The following is a 24,759-nucleotide window of genomic DNA, read 5'->3' as shown; positions in this document are numbered from 1 at the left end:
GACAACAAGAGGTTTTTTACATGGTTTTTATGCTGAAAAAGGCCGTCGGTAACCTGTTGCTGCCCTTGCCTTTTCTGCTTTTACTGATGGCGGCAGGCATTTTACTGCTTTGGTTCAGCCGCTGGCAGAAAAGCGGCAAAATACTCATCTCGGTGAGCTGGCTGATAATATTACTGATTAGCCTACAGCCTGTGGCAGACCGCCTGTTATTGCCGGTGGAGTCGCACTATTCAACATGGAATGGTAGCCAGAAAGTGGATTACATCGTGGTACTGGGTGGAGGCTATACCTACAATCCTGCCTGGGCACCCAGCTCAAACTTGTTGAATAACAGTTTGCCTCGCGTGACAGAGGGCGTGCGTCAGTGGCTGCGTAACCCGCAGGCAACGATGGTCTTTACCGGTGCTGCTGCAGGGCACAATCCCAAAAGTAATGCGTGGGTGGCCGCACAGGTCGCCGAAAGCCTTGGCGTACCTGACGCTCATATTCATATTCTGGATCAACCCAAGGATACTGAGCAGGAAGCGCGGGCGGTCAGCGCAGTGATCGGGCATCATTCCTTTTTGCTGGTCACATCAGCGAATCATATGCCGCGTGCCATGCGTTTCTTCCAGCAGGCAGGGCTTAACCCGATTGCCGCACCGTCGAACCAGTTGGCAATTACCTCCCCGCTCAACTGGTGGGAGCGGGCTTTTCCTTCTCCGCTGTGGATGGGCCACAGCGAACGCGCCATCTATGAAACGCTCGGCAGTGTATTGCAACGCATTAATCCCCCCGCCGAAACACCCGCTTCGTAGAAGCGTTGGAGGATGCGCACGACGCCGCGCGCATCCTTCAATCGGGTAATCAGAAGAGCGGAGAGCCGTAGTCATGCCCTGAAGCTGACGGATGACCTCAGCCGCGCATGGCAGCACGCACACGAATCAAGTCCTCTGGCGTATCGACCCCAACGCCCGGCACCGTTTTTGCTACCGCCACGTGAATCTTTTCGCCGTACCACAGCACCCGGAGCTGCTCGAGTAATTCAATCTGCTCAAGGGGACAAGGTGCCCAGTCGATGTAACGGCGAATAAAGCCTGCCCGGTAGGCGTAAATGCCAATGTGCCGGAGCAGCGTATCGCCGATGCGATCGCGTGATTCCGCATAGCGCTCGCGGTCCCAGGGAATGGTCGCACGAGAAAAATACAGCGCATAGCCTTTGGCATCCATAACGACTTTCACGGCGTTAGGATTAAAGGCTTCTTCTGCATCGGTAATGGGCACGGCCAGCGTCGCCATACCGGCCTCAGACTGCGCCAGATTATTCGCCACCTGGTGCACGATTTCGGCCGGGATCATAGGCTCATCGCCCTGAACATTGACGATAATTTGATCGTCTGCGAACTGATACTTCTCAATCACTTCGGCAAGGCGTTCTGTGCCTGAATGATGATCGGCGCGCGTCATGCAAACTTCGCCTCCCGACGCTTCCACTGCGCTGGCCACATCCGGGTGATCGGTCGCCACGATAACCCGGCTGGCACCGGATTCGCGCGCGCGCTCCATCACATGTACCACCATCGGCTTGCCATGAATATCGACCAAGGGTTTACCGGGTAGACGGGTTGAGGCATAACGAGCAGGAATGATGGCGATAAAACTCATGGATGGATCTCTTCAACCGACAACGTACGGGCTTCGTTTTCCAACAGGACCGGAATGCCATCGCGCACCGGAAAAGCCAGTGCATCGGGCTTGCAGATCAGTTCTTGCTGTTCGTTGTTGTAATACAGCTTGCCATTGCAAACCGGGCAGGCAACGATTTCGAGTAAACGGTGATCCATATATCCTCCATCACGGACCGATAGCGTAAGCGCTAAAGCATATCACAGCGTTGATAAGAGCGGGTAAACCACACCGGTTGTGGCATCACGAATTATCCAGAGACCATAACCGCGACCAGTGTGCCAGTAACGCCGGAGGAGCCTGCTGTAACACGACCGTCTCTGCACCCTGCCAGCGCGCGAAACGGGTAATTGCCCGTTGTGCATCCTGGAGAAAGGAGGTGGTGATAGAGACGTCGTGCTCCAGCCAGATATTTTTGATCTCCAACTGACGTGACGCGCGAATCATTCGTGCATCCAGCCGGGCTTTAAGCTGACCACGATGCAGCAAAGGTAAAACGAAGTAACCGTACCTGCGCTTTTCGGCAGGCGTGTAGCATTCGATACGGTAGTCAAAGTCAAACAGTTCTCGCGCCCGCTTTCGATCCCAGACTACGGGATCAAATGGGGATAACAGCGCGGTATGCGTCGCTTTCAAAGGCGTCGTTAATCCGGGCAGCGCGCTCTGGTGCAGCCACATCGCGCCCATTTCCTTGACCTCGACCGGAATAATGTCTCCCGCAGCCTGCGCCGATTGGATAAAGGCTTTGATCGGTGCCTGTTTCAGTCGGTAATAATCGGCCAGCCATTCACTGCGAAAAATCCCCAGGCTGCGCGCACTGTTCATCAACATCAATCGGATCGCTTCATCCTCGCCGATCGCGTGGATCGCATCCTGCCAGTCCGGCATCACCCGGGCGCGTAAATCGTAGACTCGCTGAAAATTTCGGCGCTCTGCTACCATCAATTCACCTGCGCTAAACAGATTTTCGAGATGCCGCTTGTACGGTTTCCACGCCCACCATCCCGGTTTATGATTTTTTTCGGTGGCAAAATCGGCCGATCTGACGGGGCCGTTATCGCGGATGTAGGTCAGTAAATCGGCCATCTCCTGCTGATACTCGGCAGCCCATTGCGCACTGTATTTCCAGCCCAGGCGTTCGGGCGAGAGCATGCGATGTCGCAGTAATTTGTAATCGTTGCGCGGAATAAAGCAGGCTTCGTGGGCCCAGTACTCAAAAATGTCCCCCTGAGCCAGGGATGTATCCAGCCAGGATTGAGGGTAATCCCCTAAACGACTAAACAGCACCAGATAAGGGCTTCGGGCAACCACATTGATGGTGTCGATTTGTAGTAAGGCCATTCGGGTAATACAGTCTGGAATGTCCTGCTGACGCGCCCGGCGGGCTGCCGGACGGAGCAGCCCCTGAGCTGCGAGGTGGATGTTACGTGCCTGCTGTCGCGAAAGTGAATGTATGCTCATTCTCTTCCTTATCAGATGGGGAGGTTAGTACTTTGCCCGGTGTGCAGACGTACGGCAAAGGTTTTCTATATCCTCTAACAGCAAGGTGGCTGCCTCGGCGTGCAGTTGTGCATCAACCGGCAGATACCACCACGAGGGTTGTGCGAATGCCCGGCACTTTACCGCATCTTTTTCGGTCATCAACAGCATCTGCTCAGGCTGCAGCAGACGTGAAAGTTCTTCTTCGCTGTAAGCATGGTGGTCGGCAAAAGCGATTTCCGCTACAGGCGTTAACCCCTGCTGCTTTAAGGTATTAAAGAAGCGTGGCGGATGACCAATTCCCGCCATAGCAACAACGTTATGAAAGGTGCTGAGCGGGCGTTGTTCGCCGCTTAGCAGATGCGTCGCCTTGCCCGGGCGCAGTTGCATCGCAATTTCACCTGCCTGCGGTTCGCCGCCGTTGACGATAACGGCATCCACCGTTTTGAGACGTGAAGCGCGTTCGCGCATTGGGCCAGCAGGTAACCACCAGCCGTTGCCGAAACGGCGCACGCCATCCACCACGACAATCTCCCGATCGCGCTGCAAGGCGTAATGCTGCAGACCATCGTCAGTCACAATCAGATCCAGCTCGTGATGCTTCAGGAGAAGGTCAATGGCCTCACGGCGGCGCGGCGCAACGGCCACGGGCGCAGCCGTGCGCTGGGCGATCAGAACGGGTTCGTCACCCGCCTGTTCAGTGGCGGTTGCGGCAGTGACCTGCAATGGATAATGGTCTGCTTTACCGCCATAGCCTCGTGAAATCACGCCAACACGCAGGCCGCGTTGTTGCAGGGCCTCTACCAGCCAAATCACCACCGGCGTTTTGCCGTTCCCGCCTGCGGTTAAATTCCCGACCACCACGACAGGCACGGGCGCACGCCAGCTTTTGCGCCAGCCGCGTTGAAAACTGAAGCGGATCAATGCCGTAATCGCCCCGTATAGCACACTAAGTGGCCATAACAGTACCCATAAAGGCGATCGCCCGCTCCAGATGCGCTCAATCATTGGCCAAATTGCATTTTATGAAGTTGGGCATAGGCGCCTTTTTCCGCAAGGAGCACAGCATGCGTGCCGCGCTCGATAATTTTGCCCTCTTCCACGACCACAATTTCATCCGCTTTTTCGATAGTCGACAGGCGGTGTGCAATCACCAGGGAAGTACGGTTTTTCTGCAACTCATCCAGGGCTGACTGAATAGCACGTTCAGATTCCGTATCCAGCGCCGAAGTGGCCTCGTCAAGAATCAGGATAGGACAGTCGCGCAGTAACGCACGCGCAATGGCGATACGTTGACGCTGACCGCCAGACAACAGGACGCCGTTTTCGCCGATAACCGTATCCAGCCCTTTATCCATTTTATTGATAAAATCCATGGCATGAGCCATGGTCGCCGCTTTTTCAATCTCCTCACGGCTGTACTGCTCGCTGCGCGCATAGGCAATGTTATTGGCGACAGTATCATTAAACAGGTGCACATTTTGCGACACCAGCGCGACCTGATTACGCAATGACGATAAGGTGTACTCGCGCAAATCGTAGCCATCCAGCAAAATGTTGCCCTGCTGAATATCATAAAAACGGGTCAGCAGGCTTGCCATGGTCGATTTACCCGAGCCTGAACGCCCCACCAGGGCTACCGTTTTGCCTGCCGGCAGCGCCAGATTAATGTCTTTCAAGGCAGGCGTTTCACGGCCCGGATAGGTAAATGTCACATTACGGAACTCGACATCCCCTTTTGCGCGGGTAATTTCACGCTTACCGTTGTCAATTTCCTGCTCGCTGTCCAGAATGGAAAACAGCGTCTGGCAGGCCGCCATACCACGCTGGAACTGAGCATTCACGTTGGTCAGTGACTTCAGCGGGCGCATCAGCGCAATCATGGATGAGAACACCACAGTGATCGTACCGGCGGTCAAGGTATCCATCACGCTGGGGAAACTCGCCGCATAAAGCACAAACGCCAGCGCCAGCGAGGCAATCAGCTGAATAACCGGATCGGAGATCGAGGACGCTGACACCAGCTTCATACCCTGCTGGCGCATACGGTTGCTGACCTTGGCAAAACGCGCCGATTCGATTTCCTGTCCGCCAAAAATCAGCACTTCTTTATGCCCTTTCAGCATCTGCTCAGCGCTGGTTGTCACCTGCCCCATGGTGTTTTGCATGGATTTGCTGATGTTGCGGAAGCGCTTCGACACCATACGAATGGCAAAGGAAACAATCGGGGCGAGCACGATGAGAATCAGCGACAGCTGCCAGCTGTAATAGAACATCATGATAAACAGGCCAATGATGGACGCGCCTTCGCGCACGACCGTGACCAGTGCGCCTGATGAAGACGATGCAACCTGCTCCGAGTCATAGGTGATACGCGAGAGGAGCGTACCCGTAGACTGCTGATCGAAGAAGGCCACCGGCATGCCCATCATATGACTGAACAGACGCCGGCGCATATTCATGACCACGTTCCCGGATACCCAGGAAATGCAGTAGCTGGAAATATAGCTACTTACGCCGCGAACCAGCATCAAGCCAATAACTGCCAACGGCATCCACAGCATCACGGACCTGTCCGCTTTACCAAAGCCGTCATCCAGCAAAGGCTTCAACAGGGAGAGCATTAACGTATCGCCTGCGGCATTAATAATCAGGGCCGTAGCCGCCACAATTAAGCCAGCTTTGTTGGGTGCGATCATCGGCCAGAGTCGACGGAATGTCTGCCACGTTGAGAGATCTTTATCTAGATGCATTATTTATTCACGTTGTTGGAAATAGCCGGCCATTCTACCTGGATTCGCGTTTGACGCCAAACCACTGATGATACCAACGGGGCATTAATTGTTCTCTGAGGGTAAAAACCTGCATTTTACCTTTACCAACTCTGATGCTTATCTGTCCAGATTGCCCTGTATCGAGCCAGTTATAGCCATATTCGTGGTAATTACGTAATACAGGTTTAGCCGGCATTCGCCATGCATTATAGCGCGCCAGAGAGGCAATCGCGGTGTGTCCGGCCACGCTACGAAGCAGTAATCGAGAGGATGACGTGCGGCTGCCATGATGGGGAACCTGCAAAATATCGGCTTTTAGCTGCTGCTTCTCCAGCCTGACCAACTGCTGCTCAGCCAGTTTTTCCAGATCGCCGGTCAGCAACAGCCGGACATTTCCGTCATCAACGCTCACCACGCAGGAGTCGTTATTTTCACCTTTATTGGGTGAACTGAGTGGCCAGAGCACGCTGAAATTTAGCTGCTTCCAACGCCATGTCGCTCCCCGAACGCAGGCCAAATGGTGCGTTCCCTCCAGGCTGCTGCGCACCTTTATCCCAGGCCAGCGTTGCAGAATGGCAGCGAGCCCGCCGGTATGATCGAGATGTCTGTGGCTCAGAATAACCTCCTGCAGTACAAGACCTTTATGTTGTAACCAGGGCGTAATCACGCGTGTTCCTGCATCACTGTGTTGCCAGCGTGGCCCCGTATCGTACAACACGGCCTCACGGCCCTGACTGATGACCACGCTCAAGCCATGCCCGACATCCAGCATATCAATGCGCCATTCCCTTTCCGGTTTATAGTGGCGGGAAAACACCATGGCCAGTGCGATAGCGCTGCAGCTCCACGGCAGGCTGAACAGTGCACCAGTGCGCCAGACCAGCAAGCCGCCCCACACCATGAGCATAAAAAAGGCTGCCCCCTGCAATGGCCACCAGCCCGGCGGCAACAGCGCCAGGCTGGTTAACAGAAAACGAAGAGAGCCATCTGCCGCCAGCCAAAACCAGGTGGAGAGTGCCGGCACCGGTAGCAGCATCGCAACCAGTATTAACGGCACCGTGACAAATGACACCACCGGGATGGCCAGCAGATTGGCTATCAGCGCCGTTATACTGATGCCGTTGAACAAGCCCGCCTGTAACGGCAGCATCAAAATCATCATCCCCAACTGCAGGTGGAGAAGCTGTATCGGTAACCAGCGGCGTGCGTGCCGAAAGCGCGCCGCCAGTGGGAACCAGTGATACCAGGTCAACAGCATGCCCACCGCCAACACAGAAAGCCAGAAGCTGTCAGAGAGTACCGTAAGCGGATCGACGGCAAGCAGTAAACCCACACACAGCGTCCAGACTTGCCAGCTACTCAACTGTACGCCAACGAAACGTGTTACAGCCCAGAGTGTCAGTGCCAGTAATGCCCGCTGCGCAGGTGCATGCGCCCCGGAAAGCCAGGTATACAGCGCGGCAAAAAGCCAGCCCATAATGACAGGATACAGATAGCTGACAGTGCGGGCCGGAAACAGAATCTGGCTTCCTCGTGCCAGTAACCACCCTGTCCCTGCTGCCAAAGCAATGTGCATGCCTGAAATTGCCATAAGGTGCGCGGTACCGGTATCCCTTAACAGCTGTCGGATCGCCTCGCTGAGGTTGTCCCGGATGCCAAAGGCTAACGCTTCAAGCGTGGCTGAGGCAGGCAAGTGGCCGTTTTGCTGACGATGGTGAGTGATAAATCGCCAGCGCACGCTGCAGGAGGCGTGCGTGATGGTCTGGGAAACAATACGGCCCTGCACGGGTGCATGATTCGCCATGGCGAAGCGCTGCGCATCAAACGCCCCTTCGTTGAGCCTGGCATGCACCGCTCTCAGCCTGAGCATCATCTTTCCACGCTGACCGGGGCAATACTCACTGGCTTTATCCGGCAACGAAAGCCACGCAAAGCGCGGCGGGAAGAGAATGTGATCGTCCACTTTTAGCAATCTGACTCTGATGCGCGAATGCGCCTGATGGACGTCCTCAATTTGCACATCAAACTTCCCCGGGGCAGCAATCATCATTTCGGTGTCTTTTACCAGTGATTGTGCATTAAAAAGCCCCCAGGCCGTGAACAGGAGCGCCACGCCGGCGATGCGGATCCTGCGATGAGACAAGGCAAGCAGGCAGACACCACTCAACAGCAGCACCAATATGGTGAAAGGGGAAGGAAGCCCGGGTAACACCAGTAAGGGTAACGTCGTGATCGCGGCGATTCTTGCCAGTAAAATCCATGTCAACATAATGCATCCCGCTCCTGTCGTGCCACAAGTATGCCGCACGACTTCTCAGGATAAAGCGCATTCGTTGTTCACCAGGTAAAGGATCGCAGTAAAAATCGGCCGTTGCAGCGAAGAGACATTTTTCTGGAAGAGAGATCCATCGCAGGTGACAGGCAAAAAAAAACGACATCCGGAGATGTCGTTTAGGCGGTTCGGTATCGGCTTAGCCGTAAATGTTTGCACGGTCACGCAGTTCTTTGCCCGGCTTGAAGTGGGGAACGTATTTACCTTCCAGATCCACTTTGTCACCCGTTTTCGGGTTACGACCGGTGCGCGGAGCGCGATAATGCAACGAAAAGCTGCCGAATCCCCGGATTTCAATGCGTTCGCCCTGTGCCAGCGTCGTGGCCATGTGCTCCAGCATTTCTTTGACTGCATCCTCAACGACTTTCGCCGGTATATGAGTATGCTGTCCCGCCAGCCTTTCAATCAGTTCTGACTTGGTCATGTAACCTCCGGTTAATCCCTACAGGAATGTATGACAGCTTTTACCGAAACCGGGCGAATAAATCCGCCCGGTGCAAGGTCGATTACTCGCCTTTAGCCGCTTTGAACGCTTCAGCCATAGCGCTAGAGAAGTTGCCTTCTTCCTGTTTGGTGTTAACAGTATTGATGGCTTCTTTCTCGTCAGCCTGGTCTTTCGCACGAACAGACAGGCTAACAACGCGGTTTTTACGGTCAACGCCGGTGAATTTAGCTTCAACGTCGTCGCCTACGTTCAGAACCAGCGTAGCGTCTTCGATGCGGTCCAGTGAAGCTTCAGAAGCGCGCAGGTAACCTTCAACGCCGTCTGCTAATTCAACTGTAGCACCTTTAGCATCAACTGCAGTCACTTTACCGGTGACGATGGCACCTTTCTTGTTCAAAGTGATGTAGTTGTTGAACGGATCTTCTGCCAGCTGTTTAACGCCCAGAGAGATACGCTCGCGCTCTGCATCAACCTGCAGTACAACGGCAGCGATTTCGTCACCTTTTTTGTACTCACGAACGGCTTCTTCGCCAGTCGCGTTCCAGGAGATGTCAGACAGGTGAACCAGACCGTCGATGCCGCCGTCCAGGCCGATGAAGATACCGAAGTCAGTGATTGACTTGATTTTACCTTCAACGCGATCGCCTTTATTGTGAGTCTCGGCGAACTGCTGCCATGGGTTAGATTTGCACTGCTTCAGACCCAGGGAGATACGACGACGCTCTTCATCGATGTCCAGAACCATTACTTCAACCACATCGCCTACGTTGACAACTTTAGACGGATGGATGTTTTTGTTGGTCCAGTCCATTTCTGAAACGTGTACCAGACCTTCAACGCCTTCTTCGATTTCTACGAAGCAGCCGTAATCAGTCAGGTTGGTCACACGACCAGTCAGCTTGGTGCCTTCTGGATAGCGCTTAGCGATAGCCACCCATGGATCTTCGCCCAGTTGCTTCAGACCCAGAGATACACGGGTACGCTCGCGGTCGAATTTCAGGACTTTAACGTTGATTTCATCGCCAACATTCACGATCTCGCTTGGATGCTTAACGCGCTTCCAGGCCATATCAGTGATGTGCAGCAGGCCGTCAACGCCGCCCAGATCAACGAACGCACCGTAGTCAGTCAGGTTCTTAACGATACCTTTGACTTCCATGCCTTCCTGCAGGTTTTCCAGCAGCTGATCGCGCTCTGCACTGTTCTCAGATTCGATAACCGCACGACGTGAAACCACGACGTTGTTGCGTTTCTGATCCAGCTTGATCACTTTGAATTCAAGCTCTTTGCCTTCCAGGTGCAGCGTGTCACGCACTGGACGCACATCTACCAGTGAACCTGGCAGGAACGCACGGATACCGTTCAGCTCAACTGTGAAGCCACCTTTGACTTTGCCGTTGATAATACCGGTAACAGTTTCAGCTTCTTCGTAAGCTTTTTCCAGCGTGATCCAAGCTTCATGACGCTTAGCTTTCTCACGGGACAGCAGAGTTTCACCGAAGCCGTCTTCCACTGCGTCCAGAGCAACGTCAACTTCGTCACCAACCTGGATTTCCAGTTCGCCGGCTGCGTTTTTGAACTGCTCTGCAGGAATTGCAGATTCAGATTTCAGGCCCGCATCAACCAGAACAACGTCTTTGTCGATAGAGACAACGACGCCACGAACGATGGAACCCGGGCGGGTTTCGATTTCTTTCAGGGATTCTTCAAATAGTTGAGCAAAAGATTCAGTCATATTGATAATCTTAGGATTCTTCAATTTAACGTCCATCTGACTTCATGTCGGATGGGGTTGTTTCACATGCCCTGCACCGGATCCCTGGCACAGGGTTAATACAATTCGTTTAAACCAAAATGTTAAATGCCCAGCGTTTTGCGGGCATAATCTAGCGCTTTATCAATAACTTGCTCGATAGACATCTGTGTTGAATCCAACACTAACGCGTCTTCAGCAGGCACTAATGGCGCTATAGCGCGGTTACGATCGCGGTCGTCGCGCTCTTTTATCTCGGCTAAAAGGCGATCAAAGTTAACATTAAAGCCCTTGTCCTGCAACTGTAGCATACGTCGTTCTGCACGGACTTCCGGGCTGGCATCAAGGAAAATCTTCGCAGGCGCGTCGGGGAAAACAACGGTTCCCATATCACGCCCATCGGCAATCAGGCCGGGAGCCTCGCGAAAGGCGCGCTGGCGGCGTAACAGGGCTTCACGCACGCGAGGAAATGCCGCAACGCGCGACGCGGTATTGCTCACTTCCTGGGTGCGAATTTCGCTGGTGACTTCTTCGCCTTCAAGGATGACCTGCATCTCACCGTTCTGTGAGATGAAGCGCACATCAAGGTGAGCGGCAATCGGCACCAGTCCTTCTTCAGATTCGATATCAACCTGGTGATGTAATGCAGCTAACGCCAGAACACGGTAAATCGCGCCAGAGTCCAGTAAATGCCACTGCAATGCTTCCGCCATCGCTTTGCACAGGGTGCCCTTTCCCGCACCACTTGGCCCATCAATAGTTATGACCGGGGCAGTTGCTGTCATTATTCCCTCCTGTTGCTGCGCGCATTTTGGCCAGTTGGCCATCACAAATGTCGGGCATTATACGCTGCCCTGCGACACGGCGTTACCCTTAAGAGAGAAGGTTAGGCGAAATTTCGTCTGAAAAAGGGCTTTTTGACGCGAGAAATGAGACAGGGAAAACGGCCCGGTGAAATACTCACCGGGCACAGGACTCAGGCGTTATGGCTAATTTTTGCCAGTTGCTCAAAATAGTCAGGGAAGGTTTTAGCAGTACAGCCCGGGTCAAGAATTGTTACGGGCGTATCTGATAACGCCACCAGCGAAAAACACATAGCCATACGATGGTCGTTATAGGTTCCGATGTCAGCATGCATCAGCTTAGCCGGCGGGGTAACACGGATAAAGTCGTGCCCTTCTTCGACGTCAGCCCCGACCTTACGGAGTTCTGTTGCCATCGCCGTCAGGCGGTCGGTTTCTTTAACCCGCCAGTTGTAGATATTGCGCAGTTGGGTCGTGCCTTCAGCAAACAGCGCGGCAGTGGCAATTGTCATCGCGGCATCGGGAATATGGTTCATATCCATATCAATAGCCTGCAGCTTGCCCGCCGTACAGGCAATGAAATCGTCACCCCACTCGATGGTGGCACCCATTTTTTCCAGCACGTCGGCAAAACGAATATCGCCTTGCACGCTATGACGACCGATACCGGTCACGCGCACAGTGCCGCCTTTAATCGCGGCCGCCGCCAGGAAATAGGACGCAGAAGACGCATCGCCCTCCACCAGATACTCCCCCGGTGACTGATACTGCTGTTTTCCCTGGATCAGGAAATGCTGGTAGTGCTGATTTTCAACCTCCACGCCAAAACAGCGCATCAGGTGCAGGGTAATGTCGATGTAGGGTTTCGAGACCAGATCGCCTTTAATCGTGATTCGCGTGTCTTCTTGAGCTAACGGCGCCATCATCAGCAACGCGGTCAAAAACTGACTGGATACGCTACCGTCAACGGTGACCTCTCCGCCCGTAAAGCCGCCACGCAGACGAACAGGTGGATAATCCGTATTCTCAAGGTAATCGATTTGGGCGCCGCCCTGACGTAGCGCGTCAACCAGATGCCCTATCGGCCGCTCTTTCATCCGCGGTTCGCCCGTCAGCACCACATCCTGCTCGCCAAGGCACAGCGCCGCAGCCAGCGGACGCATAGCCGTACCCGCATTGCCCAGGAAGAGTTCAACGGGTTGTGACGCCTGAAGCGGTCCGCCCTTTCCGGTAACGTCGCAAACGGTACGATCGCTGGAAAGCGTGAAATCGACGCCCAGAGCCTTAAGCGCATTAAGCATGTGCTTAACATCATCACTGTCCAGCAGATTAGTGAGTCGGGTTTTGCCGTTCGCCAATGCGGCCAGCAGCAGCGCGCGGTTTGAAACACTCTTGGAGCCGGGCAAATTAACCGTGCCATTTACGCGAGCAATGGGCTGAAGGGTCAGGGAATCTTGCATGTGAAACTCTATCCTCAAAAAAACGACAACTCCGCCGTATGGCGGAGTCAGGTGTCAGCAATCCCACTGACTGGGGAATAATCAGCCGTGGCGGCGTTCGAAATCGATCATGAAGTCTGTGAGGGCTTTAACACCTTCCAGCGGCATCGCATTGTAGATGGATGCACGCATGCCGCCAACAACGCGATGGCCTTTCAAGGCATGCAAACCTGCTTTAAATGACTCTTCCAGGAACAGGCTGTCGAGTGACGCATCCGCCAGTTGGAAAGGAATATTCATTCGCGAACGGTTCAGCAGAGCGACATCGTTACGGTAGAAATCACTCTTATCGATGAGGTCGTAAAGCAAGCCGGCTTTTGCCTGATTAATTTTTTCAATTTCACCGACGCCGCCTTTCTGCTTCAGCCACTTGAATACCAGACCGCTCAGGTACCAGGCGAACGTTGGCGGCGTGTTGAACATGGAGTCGTTTTCCGCCAGAACACTGTAATCCAGAATGGAAGGCACACTTTGATGCGCTTTACCTAACAGATCGTCCCGGACGATGACCAGGGTAATGCCCGCCGGACCAATATTTTTCTGGGCGCCTGCATAAATCACGCCATAGCGGCTGACATCAATAGAGCGGGATAAAATCGTGGAAGAGAGATCGGCAACGACGACCTTGTCGCCAAAATCAGGTTCTTCATCAATGGCAACGCCGTCAATGGTTTCATTCGGGCAGAAGTGCAAATAGGCTGCCGCATCGCTGACGTCCCACTCACGCATAGGCAGAATGGCGCGTTTTCCCTCAAGGGTCGTTTTGACATCCAGCGTGCGGGGCGAACAATATTTTGCCGCTTCTTTAATGGCGCTGTGCGCCCAGTAGCCGCCGTCGGCATAATCCGCACTGGTGGCGCTGCCCAGCAGGTTACCCGGTACCGCAGCAAACTGCGCACGTGCGCCGCCGTGGCAGAATAAAACTTTGTAATTAGAGGGGATTTTTAGCAGATCACGGAAGTCCGCTTCCGCTTCCTCGGCCACCTGAATAAACTCTTTACTGCGGTGACTGATCTCCATTACTGAAGTCCCCAGACCATGCCAGTTTGTCAATTCTTGTTCTGCACGGCGGAGCACTTCGCTCGGCAGCATCGCTGGCCCAGAGCTAAAATTATAAATTTGCGTCATTTCCCTCACCACTGTCATATCGAACGGTTATGAATAACGATTCGGTTTTATCACTGCATTCTGGTGGCTGCAATCATAAATCTAACACCGGTCACATTTTTTCAGCACGGCGCACCGGAGGTTATGTTACCAATGCAAGCCAACACAAAATATTGTGAGGGACGTTCCTTTCACTCGCTGCCGGTATTGGCAGACAAACCCTGACATGAGAAAACGTCCAGTAAAATTGCAGCGACTTGATAGCGAACAGGCGGTAAAAAACGTATCATTGCGCGCTTTAGGCACCCTATTCACAGAGAGAGCGGCACCATGACGCAAACTTTTATCCCGGGCAAAGATGCCGCCCTGGAAGACTCCATTACGCGTTTCCAGACCAAACTGCAGGATCTGGGCTTTAATATAGAAGAAGCTTCCTGGCTTAATCCCGTTCCACACGTCTGGTCTGTGCATATTCGCGACCGCGACTGTCCACTCTGCTTTACCAATGGCAAAGGTGCCAGCAAGAAAGCCGCCCTGGCTTCCGCATTGGGTGAATATTTTGAGCGCCTGTCCACGAACTACTTTTTTGCCGATTTCTGGCTGGGTAACCGCATCGCTCAAGGCGATTTTGTTCATTACCCCAATGAAAAATGGTTTGCGCTTCCGGAAGATGACAGCCTGCCAGAGGGGATCCTGGACTCACGCCTGCGTGCCTTTTACGATCCTGAAAATGCGGTGGCCGCATCAGACCTGATCGATCTCCAGTCGGGTAACAGCGAGCGCGGTATTTGCGCCCTGCCTTTTACCCGCCAGTCCGATCAGCAAACCGTCTATATCCCGATGAACATCATTGGCAACCTTTACGTATCGAACGGCATGTCGGCCGGCAATACGGCCAATGAAGCGCGGGTGCAGGGATTATCCGAGGTCTTTGAGCGCTACATTAAGAACCGTATCATTGCCGAATCGATCAGCCTCCCAGCCATCCCTGAGTCAGTGATGGCGCGCTACCCTTCCGTGGTCGAGGCCATTGCGCGCCTGGAAGCTGAAGGCTTCCCAATCTTTGCGTATGACGCGTCGCTGGGCGGTAAATATCCGGTTATCTGTGTGGTCCTGTTTAACCCTGCCAATGGCACCTGTTTCGCGTCCTTCGGTGCGCATCCGGACTTTGGCGTTGCGCTGGAGCGCACCGTTACTGAACTGCTCCAGGGCCGCAGCCTCAAGGATTTGGACGTCTTTACCCCACCCACCTTTGATGATGAAGAAGTGGCAGAGCACGCCAATCTGGAAACCCACTTTATTGATTCAAGCGGCCTGATTTCCTGGGATATGTTTAAAGAAACGGCCGATTATCCGTTTGTTGACTGGACGTTTGCTGGCACTACCGAGCAAGAGTTCAGCACGCTGATGGCCATTTTTGCTGCCGAAGATCAGGAAGTTTATATCGCGGACTACGAGCACTTAGGCGTTTATGCCTGCCGCATTATTGTGCCGGGCATGTCCGATATCTATCCGGCCGAAGACCTGTTGCTGGCAAATAACAGCATGGGCGCAGGCATTCGTGACACGCTGCTTGCCCTGCCCGGCAGCAACTGGAATCCAGAAGAGTACCTTGATCTCATTTCGCAGTTGGATGAAGAAGGTTTTGATGACTTCACTCGCGTCCGTGAGTTACTTGGCCTGGCAACGGGTAAAGATAATGGCTGGTATACCTTACGCATCGGGGAGCTTAAAGCCATGCTTGCGCTGGCCGGCGGCGATCTGGATCAGGCATTGATCTGGACAGAATGGACCATGGAATTCAACGGCTCCGTGTTCAGCCCAGCGCGGGCAAATTATTATCGTTGCCTGCAAACTCTGCTACTTCTGGCCATGGAAGACGAGCGTAATCCACTGGAATATCACGCCGCCTTTGTCCGTATGTATGGCGCAGAGGCGGTAGAAGCGGCATCCGCAGCCATCAGTGGTGAAGCAGCCTTCAACGGTCTTCAGTCGGTAGACAGCGACCTGACCGCTTTCTCTGCTCATCAGGCGCTACTGGCGGCTTATGAAAAATTGCAGCGTGCCAAACGCCGCTACTGGGAAAATGCCTAAGCTGGCGTTGAACATTCACGCGGGTTAGCCTGACAATCATGCCTGAGGCACTGAACCTGTTCAGTGCCTTTTTATTAATCCTTATGTATTCCTGCCATTAATAGATTAATGTCATTATTTTTCTGCTAAATAGCGACACCGACAACCTATCTTATTAACAAATCTACAATATTTCAGCCTTGATTACGCCCTCTCGTTAAACAAAACCTGTATTATTTAAAATAAATTTATTCATTATTTTTCATGACGTTAGTTCCAAAAACCACCTTTCTTGTTAAACCTTTACCGTTGTTGCTCTGCTGGACATGATCTATATCAACTTTAATCACAGGTGCATTTGTTATTATTTTTTTCAGACAACTTTTGGAGTGAGTTAGTGTGAAAGCTGACAATCCTTTTAATCTGTTATTACCCGCCGCGATGGCAAAAGTGGCTGAAGACGCTGGCGTCTACAAAGCCACCAAGCATCCGCTGACGACAACCTTTCTCGCGTTTACCGCAGGCATGTTTATCTCCATCGCTTTCGTGTTTTACATCACAGCCACCACCGGCAGCGGTGAAATGGCTTACGGCATGGCTAAGCTCGTCGGGGGGATATGTTTCTCACTCGGGTTGATACTCGTTGTGGTATGTGGTGCCGACCTGTTTACCTCCACCGTGCTGATCGTCGTTGCGAAAGCGAGTGGCCGCATCACCTGGGGGCAACTGGCACGTAACTGGATCAACGTTTATGTTGGTAATCTGGTCGGTGCGCTGTTTTTTGTCGCGCTGATGTGGTTTTCCGGTGAGCATACGGTGGCCAACGGCGCATGGGGTTTAAACGTGTTGCAGACTGCCGACCATAAAATGCATCACACGTTTGTTGAAGCGGTCTCTCTGGGTATTCTGGCTAATTTGATGGTCTGTCTGGCGGTCTGGATGAGCTATTCAGGACGGACCTTAATGGATAAAAGCCTGATTATGATTTTGCCGGTGGCGATGTTTGTTGCCTGTGGTTTTGAACACAGTATCGCAAATATGTTTTTAATTCCTTTCGCCATCGTCATTCGCGATTTTTCTGGCCCGGAATTTTGGCATGCTGCGGGCGCGACGGCAGCACAGTTTCCGGCCCTTTCTGTGAAAAACTTTATTTTCGACAATCTGATTCCAGTCACGCTCGGCAACATTATCGGCGGTGGAGTGCTGGTCGGATTGACCTACTGGGTAATTTACTTACGCGGTGGACACGAAGCGCACTAATCCAGCCTCGAGGGTTCATCCCAACCGGATCGACCCAAGAGCAAAAGTCTCCTTAAATAAGGCAGGTATAATATGACCGAACTTAACGCAAAACTGGCCTCAGCCTGGCAGGGTTTTACTGAAGGCGAATGGCAGAACAGCGTCAACGTACGCGACTTCATCCAGAAAAACTATACGCCGTATGAAGGCGATGAATCTTTCCTCGCTGGCGCCACCGAAGCCACCACTAAACTGTGGGAAAGCGTGCTGGAAGGCATTAAAGTTGAAAACCGTACCCACGCACCCGTCGATTTTGATACCGATCTTGCTTCTACCATCACCTCGCACGATGCCGGCTATATCAATAAATCGCTGGAAAAAGTTGTTGGCCTGCAAACGGAAGCGCCGCTGAAACGCGCCATTATTCCTTTTGGCGGCATTAAGATGGTCGAGGGTTCATGCAAAGTTTACGGGCGCGAACTCGATGCTTCACTGAAAAAAATCTTCACCGACTATCGTAAAACGCACAATCAGGGCGTGTTTGATGTTTATACCCCTGACATTTTACGCTGCCGTAAATCAGGTATATTAACCGGCCTGCCTGATGCCTATGGTCGTGGACGCATCATCGGTGACTACCGTCGTATCGCCTTATACGGCATTGACTACCTGATGGCCGATAAGTTTGCTCAGTTTGCGTCTCTGCAAAGCGATCTGGAAAATGGCGTCAACCTGGAAGCCACCATTCGTCTACGCGAAGAAATTGCTGACCAGCATCGGGCGCTTGGACAAATCAAAGAGATGGCAGCCAAATATGGTCACGATATCTCAGGTCCGGCGACCAATGCAGTCGAAGCCGTTCAGTGGACCTATTACGGCTATCTTGCCGCAGTAAAATCACAGAACGGTGCAGCCATGTCCTTTGGCCGTGTTTCAACCTTCCTGGACGTGTTCATTGAGCGCGATCTCAACGCCGGTAAGCTGAACGAAGCGCAGGCGCAGGAACTAATTGACCACCTGGTGATGAAACTGCGCATGGTCCGCTTCCTGCGCACGCCTGAGTACGATGAACTGTTCTCTGGCGACCCCATCTGGGCAACGGAATCGCTGGCCGGTATGGGCGTTGATGGACGTACGCTGGTGAGTAAAACCACCTTCCGTTTCCTCAATACACTGTACACCATGGGCCCTTCACCTGAGCCTAATATGACCATTCTGTGGTCTGAGAAGCTGCCGGTTAACTTTAAAAAGTATGCGGCGAAAGTGTCTATTGATACGTCATCATTGCAGTATGAAAACGACGACCTGATGCGTCCCGATTTCGACAACGATGACTATGCAATTGCCTGCTGCGTCAGCCCAATGATCGTCGGTAAGCAAATGCAGTTCTTCGGTGCCCGCGCCAACCTGGCGAAAACCCTGCTCTACGCAATCAATGGCGGCGTGGACGAAAAACTGAAAATGCAGGTCGGACCAAAAGAAGCCAAGATTACCGATGAGGTGCTTGATTTTGACGTGGTAATGGCGCGTCTGGATCACTTTATGGACTGGCTGGCGAAACAGTACGTCACTGCACTGAACATCATCCACTTCATGCACGATAAATACAGCTATGAAGCCGCGCTGATGGCACTGCACGATCGTGACGTTTACCGCACCATGGCATGCGGTATTGCCGGACTCTCTGTCGCGGCCGACTCGCTGTCTGCCATCAAATACGCGAAGGTGAAACCGGTGCGTGATGAAGATGGCCTGGCCATCGATTTCGACATCGAAGGAGAGTATCCGCAGTTCGGGAATAACGATCCCCGCGTTGACGATCTGGCCTGCGACCTTGTTGAACGCTTTATGAAAAAGATTCAGCAACTCGAAACCTATCGCAACGCTGTACCGACCCAGTCTGTGCTGACCATTACCTCTAACGTGGTTTACGGCAAGAAAACCGGTAATACGCCAGACGGTCGCCGTGCAGGCGCGCCTTTTGGTCCGGGCGCTAACCCGATGCACGGTCGCGATCAGAAAGGTGCCGTAGCCTCGCTGACCTCGGTGGCGAAACTGCCCTTTGCTTACGCAAAAGACGGTATCTCCTACACTTTCTCTATCGTGCCTAATGCGTTAGGCAAAGATGACAACGTGCGTAAAACCAATCTGGCAGGCTTGATGGACGGTTACTTCCATCATGAGACCAGTATTGAAGGCGGTCAGCATCTTAATGTGAACGTCATGAATCGGGAGATGTTAATGGACGCGATGGATAATCCTGAAAAATATCCTCAGTTAACCATTCGCGTCTCCGGCTACGCCGTTCGCTTTAATTCGCTGACAAAAGAGCAGCAGCAGGACGTGATCACCCGTACCTTTACACAATCGCTGTAAGCGCTGTCGCCATCAGCCCTTTCTGAGGCTCCTTCATGGAGCCTCATATTCAAAGTCTGCTTTGGTCGTTGTCTGAGATACGGATAACCACCAAAATTGATTTCCTGTTCAGAGCACACCAGAGAGTGTGCCACCTGCTCCGCAGGCTTACCTGGAGAAACATCGCAATGTCAGCCATAGGTCGCATCCACTCATTCGAATCATGCGGAACCGTAGACGGTCCCGGCATCCGGTTTATTACCTTTTTCCAGGGTTGCCTGATGCGTTGCCTTTACTGCCACAACCGCGATACCTGGGACACGCACGCCGGTAAAGAAATCACCGTTGAGGCGCTGATGGCGGACGTTCTGTCCTACCGTCACTTTATGAATGCCTCTGGCGGTGGCGTCACCGCATCGGGTGGCGAAGCCATTCTTCAGGCTGAGTTTGTGCGTGACTGGTTTCGTGCCTGCAAGGCAGAAGGCATACATACCTGTCTGGATACCAATGGTTTTGTTCGCCGCTACGATCCGGTCATTGATGAGCTACTGGACGCAACAGATTTAGTGATGCTGGACCTTAAACAGATGAATGACGAGGTTCACCAGATTCTGGTTGGCGTATCTAACCATCGCACGCTTGATTTCGCTCGCTACCTACAGAAAAAAGGCAAACGGACATGGATCCGTTTTGTCGTCGTGCCTGGCTACTCAGATGACGACGATACCGTTCATCGCCTGGGAGCGTTTACCCAGGATATGGCGAACGTTGAAAAGATCGAGCTTCTGCCTTATCACGAACTGGGTAAACATAAGTGGATCGCGATGGGCGAAGAGTACAAGCTTGATGGCGTGAAACCGCCCACTAAAGAGACGATGGAGCGGGTAAAAAACATTCTTCTCCGCTACGGACATGAAGTCATGTATTGAAAACGGGGCGGAGATCTCTACCGCCCCGCAGGAACCTTTCAGGAAGGCGCACTGACCACCATGCAACAACGAGGCACAGTGCTGCCCTCTGCAGAAGGCATTCAGGCATGCGCCACGGGCGTGGCATGATGATCGGCTTTACGCAACAGCATCACCAGGTAAACCAGCGCCACTGCCGCAATCATAACGAACAGTAAACGGTCTGAGTAACTCTGCATCAGCATTGCTGTCATGCTCGGCCCCGCCAGACTGCCCAGCGTATAGCTCAGTAACAGCGCCTGATTCATGGCCACCAGTTCGTGATGCGCCACGGTTTCGCAGGCCCACGACATCGCCACAGGGTAAAGCGTAAAACCCGCCAGCCCCAGAACAAACAAGGCAGGTGCCATCGCGGCATTGGTTAGCATCGCAATCGCGCCCAGGATTACCACAAATACCTGCACACGCAACACCATCATGCGGCCAAAGCGATCGGCAAGGCGCCCAATCGGCCACTGCCCGACAATACCTGAACTAACGAGTAAAGCCATCCAGTAACCTACGTTTGCATCGCTCATGCCCTGATGGGAAAGATAGAGCGGCATCAAGCCATATAACGAACCTAAAACAATCCCGGAGATGATGCAGCCGTTGATGCCCAGGCGCGAACTGCGGCGGCGTAGCATGGGTAAGATACGGCCACCCGGCAAGGCTTCAGCCGGCTCACGGCTGGCAGCAACCTGTGTGAAGATCAGCGGTAAAATGGCACAAATCACCGTCGCGGTTACCCAGGGGATCACACTCAACAGCTCTGTGGAAAGTTTGCTCACCAGTAGCTGCCCGGCAACCGTTCCCAGATAATAGACAATCATATAGGCAGCCAGGAGCTGCCCACGGTTACGCACCGTGCCGCTGCACAATAAAGCGCTTTCAACCACGACCCAGACTAAGGCGCAGCCGACACCCGCGCTAAAACGCAACAGCGTCCATGACCAGAAGCCTGCCAGCACCATCATACACAGGGTTGCCACCGCAAACAGGCCGGTTGCCAGATAATAACTACGGTTAAATCCATACTGTTTAATCAGCCAGCCCGCCAGCAACGTGCCAAGCAGATTGCCGGTGTAATACGACGAACTCACCACGCCCACCTGCCAGGTAGCCAGAGCATCATGCGTCAGCCAGAGAGGCACTAACGTATTCAGCACAGCAATTGAAACTGTCATTAACAGCAGGCCGCAAAGCAGCAGTATCACAGGACGTGACCAGGTCGACATAGGGAATTAAAACCAAAAGGAATGAAGGAAATTGCGCGCAGTTTGCCACTGCGTTATTTAAAGTCAACGGGGCCAAACGCACCGCAGCACATTTTGCTGCCCGACAATTTAATTTATTTATCTTCAGTAAGTTAGCGGCATATTTTACGTCAGGGGAAATAAAGCTATCTTACTGATAATGTAGATTTTTACGCTTTCGGCATCGGGATATATCGATAACGTTTATTTGTGATAAATTCTGATACCGTCCTTTGGCATCGATCCGTCTTTCGGACCAAAAAAAAACCCAGCAGCCGCTGGGTTTTTCAGAGAATAACGGGCGATTAACCAATAAATTCCAGGCCCTTCATATAAGGACGTAACACTTCAGGCACGGCGATGCGGCCATCCTGCTGCTGGTAGTTTTCCAGCACCGCCACCAAGGTGCGGCCCACGGCCAGGCCAGAACCATTTAATGTATGGACCAGACGCGGCTTTTTATCCTGCTTACTGCGGGTCCTTGCCTGCATACGGCGAGCCTGGAAATCACCCATGTTTGAACAAGAGGAGATTTCACGGTACGTATTCTGCGCCGGTAACCACACTTCTAAATCGTAGGTTTTGGTCGCACCAAAGCCCATATCGCCGGTGCACAACAGCACTTTACGATAAGGCAGATTCAGCAGCTGTAAGACTTTTTCGGCGTGGCCGACCAGCTCTTCCAGGGCATCCATTGAGGTTTCAGGCGCCACTATCTGTACCATCTCGACTTTATCGAACTGGTGCATACGGATAAGCCCGCGCGTGTCACGGCCATAGGAACCCGCTTCAGAGCGGAAGCATGGCGTGTGAGCCGTCAGCTTAAGCGGCAGGTTTTCTTCCTCGACGATTTCATCGCGTACCAGATTGGTCAGCGGCACTTCGGCAGTAGGAATCAACGCATAGTGGCTGCTTTCTGACTCTTCTTCCAGCGGCCGGGTGTGAAACAGATCTTCACCAAACTTTGGCAACTGTCCTGTTCCGTACAGGGTCGCATGGTTGACCAGATAAGGCACATAGGTTTCCAGATAGCCATGCTGCTCGGTATGCAAGTCAATCATAAACTGGCTGAGCGCCCGGTGCAGGCGGGCAATCTGGCCCTGCATCACGACAAAGCGTGAACCGGTGAGTTTGACCGCCGCAGCAAAATCCAGGCCTTTCGCGGCTTCGCCCAGCTCAACATGATCTTTCACCTGAAAATCAAACTGACGCGGCTCACCCCAGCGGCTGATTTCCAGGTTCTCGGTATCGTCTTTACCCAGCGGTACAACATCTGCAGGCAGATTCGGCAACGCCAGGCTGAAGTCACGAATCTGATTTTGCAGTTCATCCAGTTCTGCTTTGGCAGCATCCAGGCGTTCGCCCAGGCTGTTCACTTCCTGACGCAGTGGCTCGATGTCTTCCCCACGTGCTTTGGCCTGACCGATGGATTTGGATCGGGAGTTACGCTCGGCCTGCAGATTTTCAGTTTCTACCTGCAAGACTTTGCGACGCTCTTCGAGCGAACGCAGCATTTCCACATCCAGTTTGAATCCTCGGCGTGCCAGTTTTTCTGCGACTGCGTCTGGCTCATTACGCAGCAGATTGGGATCGAGCATGCTTATCCTGTGTATTTATGAGTTGAAAGAAGGGACGCATTCCAGCTGGAATGCGTTGAAAACATTGACCACATTACCGCAACGTCTGTTTTAGCGGTAGCGTTTTGTCTGGCTATTTTGATCGAGTTCAGTAAGCCAGGCCAGCTTTTCGCCAATTTTGCCTTCAAGACCGCGTTGGGTGGGATGATAGTAACGTGTTTGTGCCATTTCCGGAGGGAAATAGACCTCACCAGCCGCATAGGCGTTGGCTTCATCATGGGCATAGCGATAGCTTTCACCCAGGCCCATTTCTTTCATCAGCTTAGTGGGGGCATTGCGCAGATGATCGGGAACATCAAAATCAGGGTGGTCGCGCGCATCGCGCATCGCCGCTTTAAAGGCGGTATAAACGGCATTACTTTTTGGCGCACAGGCGAGATAGACGATGGCCTGAGCAATCGCCCGCTCCCCTTCTGCCGGACCCACGCGGGTGAAACAGTCCCACGCCGATATCGCCACCTGCATGCCGCGCGGATCGGCATTGCCCACGTCTTCAGAGGCAATGGCCAACAGACGACGCGCGACATACAGCGGATCGCCCCCTGCGGTAATAATCCGCGCGTACCAGTAAAGGGCAGCATCGGGTGCTGAACCGCGAACAGACTTATGTAACGCAGAAATAAGGTCGTAAAAGCGGTCACCCTTGTTATCAAACCGTGCAGATCGCTCCCCGGCAACTTCAGTCAGCAGTTGTGGCGTCAGTTCTCTTTTGCCTTGCGCGTTGGTTTCGGCCATATCGGCCATCATTTCCAGCGTGTTAAGCGCACGGCGCGCATCGCCGCTCACCAGCTCAGCGATCATGCGGCGCGTATTATTCGGTAACAGGATATCGCTGTTGCCATAGCCGCGATCGGCATCTTGCATGGCCTGGTCAAGCACCTGCTCAATGTCTTCTGTGGTCAGGGACTTCAGTAGATAAACGCGGGCGCGTGACAGCAGTGCGGAATTAAGCTCGAAACTGGGATTTTCAGTGGTGGCGCCAATGAAGGTAATGGTGCCGTCTTCTATATGGGGCAAGAAGGCATCCTGCTGACTTTTATTGAAACGGTGCACCTCGTCCACGAAAAGGATGGTGCGACGGCCGGCCTGCTTGCTCAAGCGCGCACGCTCTATCGCTTCACGAATTTCTTTGACGCCGGAGGTGACGGCAGAGATGCGTTCAACGTCCGCGTTACCGTAGTGCGCGATAATTTCGGCCAGTGTGGTTTTGCCTGTTCCCGGCGGTCCCCAGAGAATCATTGAATGCAAATGGCCAGCCTCAATGGCGCGCGGCAGCGGTTTCCCCGCAGCCAGCAGGTGCTGCTGACCAATATAGTGCTTCAGGGTTTCTGGCCGCATACGCGCGGCCAGAGGTTTAAAATCTTCGCTGGAGAAATCCAGAGACAGGTTGCCCAC

19 protein-coding genes are annotated in these 24,759 nt (G+C 53.1%); 5 read left to right on the top strand and 14 right to left on the bottom strand.

Annotated elements, in window-relative coordinates:
* Positions 1 to 20 precede the first annotated feature (20 nt).
* Positions 21 to 797 carry an envelope biogenesis factor ElyC gene (gene elyC, locus QLG08_RS19725; protein WP_072137916.1) on the top strand — a complete coding sequence of 259 codons (777 nt, stop codon included), beginning with the start codon at positions 21 to 23 and terminating at the stop codon, positions 795 to 797.
* A gap of 97 nt (positions 798 to 894) precedes the next feature.
* Here the strand turns inward: elyC and kdsB are convergent, their stop codons facing one another.
* From kdsB to serC, 11 genes are all read right to left on the bottom strand, one after another.
* On the bottom strand, positions 895 to 1,644 hold the full coding sequence (kdsB, locus tag QLG08_RS19720) for a 3-deoxy-manno-octulosonate cytidylyltransferase (protein WP_013025247.1): 750 nt from the start codon (positions 1,642 to 1,644) through the stop codon (positions 895 to 897).
* Complete coding sequence (locus QLG08_RS19715; protein ID WP_013025246.1) at positions 1,641 to 1,823, bottom strand: Trm112 family protein; 183 nt, start codon at positions 1,821 to 1,823, stop codon at positions 1,641 to 1,643. Before QLG08_RS19715 ends, kdsB begins: the two co-directional genes overlap by 4 nt.
* A gap of 85 nt (positions 1,824 to 1,908) precedes the next feature.
* Positions 1,909 to 3,126: a winged helix-turn-helix domain-containing protein gene (locus tag QLG08_RS19710; RefSeq protein WP_210449827.1), complete on the bottom strand. Its 1,218-nt coding sequence runs from the start codon at positions 3,124 to 3,126 to the stop codon at positions 1,909 to 1,911.
* Between the two features lie 24 nt (positions 3,127 to 3,150).
* Positions 3,151 to 4,152: a tetraacyldisaccharide 4'-kinase gene (gene lpxK, locus QLG08_RS19705; RefSeq protein WP_028714989.1), complete on the bottom strand. Its 1,002-nt coding sequence runs from the start codon at positions 4,150 to 4,152 to the stop codon at positions 3,151 to 3,153.
* Positions 4,149 to 5,897, bottom strand: a complete 1,749-nt coding sequence (gene msbA / locus QLG08_RS19700) for a lipid A ABC transporter ATP-binding protein/permease MsbA (protein WP_210449829.1) — start codon at positions 5,895 to 5,897, stop codon at positions 4,149 to 4,151. Before msbA ends, lpxK begins: the two co-directional genes overlap by 4 nt.
* A 34-nt stretch (positions 5,898 to 5,931) precedes the next feature.
* The gene (locus QLG08_RS19695) at positions 5,932 to 8,187 is read right to left on the bottom strand and encodes a DNA internalization-related competence protein ComEC/Rec2 (RefSeq protein ID WP_282473141.1); all 2,256 of its coding nucleotides are present in this window, start codon (positions 8,185 to 8,187) and stop codon (positions 5,932 to 5,934) included.
* A gap of 202 nt (positions 8,188 to 8,389) precedes the next feature.
* A complete protein-coding gene (ihfB, locus tag QLG08_RS19690) occupies positions 8,390 to 8,674 on the bottom strand; it encodes an integration host factor subunit beta (protein ID WP_003849360.1) in 285 nt (94 codons plus the stop codon).
* A gap of 82 nt (positions 8,675 to 8,756) precedes the next feature.
* Positions 8,757 to 10,430 carry a 30S ribosomal protein S1 gene (gene rpsA, locus QLG08_RS19685; protein ID WP_026021040.1) on the bottom strand — a complete coding sequence of 558 codons (1,674 nt, stop codon included), beginning with the start codon at positions 10,428 to 10,430 and terminating at the stop codon, positions 8,757 to 8,759.
* 122 nt (positions 10,431 to 10,552) lie between these two features.
* Complete coding sequence (gene cmk, locus QLG08_RS19680) at positions 10,553 to 11,233, bottom strand: (d)CMP kinase (RefSeq protein WP_282473140.1); 681 nt, start codon at positions 11,231 to 11,233, stop codon at positions 10,553 to 10,555.
* A gap of 191 nt (positions 11,234 to 11,424) precedes the next feature.
* Positions 11,425 to 12,711: a 3-phosphoshikimate 1-carboxyvinyltransferase gene (gene aroA / locus QLG08_RS19675; RefSeq protein ID WP_238493080.1), complete on the bottom strand. Its 1,287-nt coding sequence runs from the start codon at positions 12,709 to 12,711 to the stop codon at positions 11,425 to 11,427.
* Between the two features lie 81 nt (positions 12,712 to 12,792).
* Complete coding sequence (serC, locus tag QLG08_RS19670) at positions 12,793 to 13,878, bottom strand: 3-phosphoserine/phosphohydroxythreonine transaminase (protein WP_015700652.1); 1,086 nt, start codon at positions 13,876 to 13,878, stop codon at positions 12,793 to 12,795.
* Between the two features lie 309 nt (positions 13,879 to 14,187).
* Between serC and ycaO the strand changes: the two genes are divergently transcribed.
* The 4 genes from ycaO to pflA all read left to right on the top strand — a co-directional run bounded on the left by ycaO (position 14,188) and on the right by pflA (position 20,453).
* Positions 14,188 to 15,951, top strand: coding sequence for a 30S ribosomal protein S12 methylthiotransferase accessory factor YcaO (ycaO, locus tag QLG08_RS19665; protein ID WP_282473139.1), 1,764 nt, complete (start codon positions 14,188 to 14,190; stop codon positions 15,949 to 15,951).
* Between the two features lie 378 nt (positions 15,952 to 16,329).
* On the top strand, positions 16,330 to 17,190 hold the full coding sequence (gene focA, locus QLG08_RS19660; protein ID WP_013025235.1) for a formate transporter FocA: 861 nt from the start codon (positions 16,330 to 16,332) through the stop codon (positions 17,188 to 17,190).
* Between the two features lie 72 nt (positions 17,191 to 17,262).
* Positions 17,263 to 19,545, top strand: coding sequence for a formate C-acetyltransferase (gene pflB / locus QLG08_RS19655; RefSeq protein WP_013025234.1), 2,283 nt, complete (start codon positions 17,263 to 17,265; stop codon positions 19,543 to 19,545).
* Between the two features lie 167 nt (positions 19,546 to 19,712).
* On the top strand, positions 19,713 to 20,453 hold the full coding sequence (gene pflA / locus QLG08_RS19650) for a pyruvate formate lyase 1-activating protein (RefSeq protein ID WP_014606197.1): 741 nt from the start codon (positions 19,713 to 19,715) through the stop codon (positions 20,451 to 20,453).
* Positions 20,454 to 20,554: 101 nt separating this feature from the next.
* On the opposite strand, the gene QLG08_RS19645 is transcribed toward pflA, so the two are convergent.
* The 3 genes from QLG08_RS19645 to QLG08_RS19635 form a co-directional block, all read right to left on the bottom strand.
* Positions 20,555 to 21,709 carry an MFS transporter gene (locus QLG08_RS19645; RefSeq protein ID WP_282473138.1) on the bottom strand — a complete coding sequence of 385 codons (1,155 nt, stop codon included), beginning with the start codon at positions 21,707 to 21,709 and terminating at the stop codon, positions 20,555 to 20,557.
* Between the two features lie 323 nt (positions 21,710 to 22,032).
* Positions 22,033 to 23,325 (bottom strand): serine--tRNA ligase, encoded by a 1,293-nt coding sequence (serS, locus tag QLG08_RS19640; RefSeq protein WP_013025231.1) that lies wholly within the window; start codon positions 23,323 to 23,325, stop codon positions 22,033 to 22,035.
* Between the two features lie 90 nt (positions 23,326 to 23,415).
* Positions 23,416 to 24,759: a replication-associated recombination protein A gene (locus QLG08_RS19635; RefSeq protein WP_026021039.1), complete on the bottom strand. Its 1,344-nt coding sequence runs from the start codon at positions 24,757 to 24,759 to the stop codon at positions 23,416 to 23,418.

Origin of the sequence: Pantoea sp. V106_11 (genome assembly GCF_029967885.1) — a bacterium.
GTDB classification, from domain to species: domain Bacteria; phylum Pseudomonadota; class Gammaproteobacteria; order Enterobacterales; family Enterobacteriaceae; genus Pantoea; species Pantoea ananatis.
The sequence above is the reverse complement of the archived record's forward strand: the minus strand, read 5'-3'. Positions and strand labels throughout refer to the sequence as shown.

Bases quoted from the DNA above. Each gene is read 5' to 3' on its own strand.
- elyC (WP_072137916.1), top strand. From the start codon at position 21: ATGGTTTTTATGCTGAAAAAGGCCGTCGGTAACCTGTTGCTGCCCTTG.
- kdsB (WP_013025247.1), bottom strand. From the start codon at position 1,644: ATGAGTTTTATCGCCATCATTCCTGCTCGTTATGCCTCAACCCGTCTA.
- QLG08_RS19715 (WP_013025246.1), bottom strand. From the start codon at position 1,823: ATGGATCACCGTTTACTCGAAATCGTTGCCTGCCCGGTTTGCAATGGC.
- QLG08_RS19710 (WP_210449827.1), bottom strand. From the start codon at position 3,126: ATGAGCATACATTCACTTTCGCGACAGCAGGCACGTAACATCCACCTC.
- lpxK (WP_028714989.1), bottom strand. From the start codon at position 4,152: ATGATTGAGCGCATCTGGAGCGGGCGATCGCCTTTATGGGTACTGTTA.
- msbA (WP_210449829.1), bottom strand. From the start codon at position 5,897: ATGCATCTAGATAAAGATCTCTCAACGTGGCAGACATTCCGTCGACTC.
- QLG08_RS19695 (WP_282473141.1), bottom strand. From the start codon at position 8,187: ATGTTGACATGGATTTTACTGGCAAGAATCGCCGCGATCACGACGTTA.
- ihfB (WP_003849360.1), bottom strand. From the start codon at position 8,674: ATGACCAAGTCAGAACTGATTGAAAGGCTGGCGGGACAGCATACTCAT.
- rpsA (WP_026021040.1), bottom strand. From the start codon at position 10,430: ATGACTGAATCTTTTGCTCAACTATTTGAAGAATCCCTGAAAGAAATC.
- cmk (WP_282473140.1), bottom strand. From the start codon at position 11,233: ATGACAGCAACTGCCCCGGTCATAACTATTGATGGGCCAAGTGGTGCG.
- aroA (WP_238493080.1), bottom strand. From the start codon at position 12,711: ATGCAAGATTCCCTGACCCTTCAGCCCATTGCTCGCGTAAATGGCACG.
- serC (WP_015700652.1), bottom strand. From the start codon at position 13,878: ATGACGCAAATTTATAATTTTAGCTCTGGGCCAGCGATGCTGCCGAGC.
- ycaO (WP_282473139.1), top strand. From the start codon at position 14,188: ATGACGCAAACTTTTATCCCGGGCAAAGATGCCGCCCTGGAAGACTCC.
- pflB (WP_013025234.1), top strand. From the start codon at position 17,263: ATGACCGAACTTAACGCAAAACTGGCCTCAGCCTGGCAGGGTTTTACT.
- pflA (WP_014606197.1), top strand. From the start codon at position 19,713: ATGTCAGCCATAGGTCGCATCCACTCATTCGAATCATGCGGAACCGTA.
- QLG08_RS19645 (WP_282473138.1), bottom strand. From the start codon at position 21,709: ATGTCGACCTGGTCACGTCCTGTGATACTGCTGCTTTGCGGCCTGCTG.
- serS (WP_013025231.1), bottom strand. From the start codon at position 23,325: ATGCTCGATCCCAATCTGCTGCGTAATGAGCCAGACGCAGTCGCAGAA.